The organism is Levilactobacillus enshiensis (genome assembly GCF_007115095.1).
Classification (GTDB): Bacteria; Bacillota; Bacilli; order Lactobacillales; family Lactobacillaceae; genus Levilactobacillus; species Levilactobacillus enshiensis.
In genome coordinates this window covers 1-714 of sequence record NZ_SULH01000024.1, presented here as the reverse complement: position 1 = coordinate 714, position 714 = coordinate 1, and the positions used below count along the sequence as shown (strand labels likewise).

General features: G+C 33.2%; 2 protein-coding genes and 1 pseudogene. 2 read left to right on the top strand and 1 reads right to left on the bottom strand.

The genetic code is table 11. The annotated features are described in order from the left end of the window. Together FAY32_RS14135 and FAY32_RS14130 are read left to right on the top strand one after the other, a co-directional pair. The coding region (locus FAY32_RS14135; protein WP_143464106.1) for a hypothetical protein at positions 1-195 on the top strand (195 nt) is incomplete at its 5' end. A gap of 22 nt (positions 196-217) precedes the next feature. Beyond that, entirely contained in the window at positions 218-496 is a 279-nt protein-coding gene (locus tag FAY32_RS14130; RefSeq protein ID WP_003646133.1) for a hypothetical protein, read from the top strand. On the opposite strand, the pseudogene FAY32_RS14125 reads toward FAY32_RS14130, so the two are convergent. After that, positions 486-714 (bottom strand): annotated as a pseudogene (locus tag FAY32_RS14125) (hypothetical protein); the annotation flags it as partial. The gene FAY32_RS14130 and the pseudogene FAY32_RS14125 sit on opposite strands and share 11 nt — an antisense overlap.

The window sequence follows — 714 nt, the reverse complement described above, 5'->3', positions numbered from 1 at the left end:
TTAGAAAAACAAGAAGCTAAATTAAAAGCCCTTAATCAAAAAATTAAGGACGAAAAAAATAAGATTGAACAACGGCTAGGTAAACAAATCATCAGTCAATCCAATTTAGATTATGCTAATTTGTCTAACGATCAGATTAAGCTTTTAGCCAAGCAATTTTCTGAATTTTTAAAGGTAAAGTCCGTAGATCATTAGCCATACGAGATGGGGAAATTCCATGTCTAATCAATATGAAAAACTAGTCGAACAGCAAGCGCGTTTAAAACAAAAAATTGAGCGGGAAGATTTTAAATTACGCCAATCTAAATACTATGAAAATCGGCAAGCCCGCAAAGCCCGTTCTCGCCGATTAATTCAAAAAGGGGCTTTATTAGAAAAGTACTTTCAAGCTAATAACCTCTCGGTCGAACAAACCGAAGAACTTTTAAAAACATTTGCTGACTATGTTAACGCCCATAAACCGGATAAATTAAAAAACGATCAACCTAATAACTAGGCCGATCGTTTTTATTTTCAGGATTGTTTTTTGGCTTAATTTCTGGATTGTGTTTAGCAAAGTCTTTTAACTGTTTTTGAATTCTTTGTGTAAGCTCTGCTTTACTTTCTTTGTGCTTCCTTTTACTTGATCGCTGTTGAATTATCTTTTGACCCTTACCTCTTCTTTTTGATTTTAGGTCAAGCGTAAAATCTGAAATTTTATTTTGATCTAGCTTA

Bases quoted from the DNA above. Each gene is read 5' to 3' on its own strand.
- FAY32_RS14130 (WP_003646133.1), top strand. From the start codon at position 218: ATGTCTAATCAATATGAAAAACTAGTCGAACAGCAAGCGCGTTTAAAA.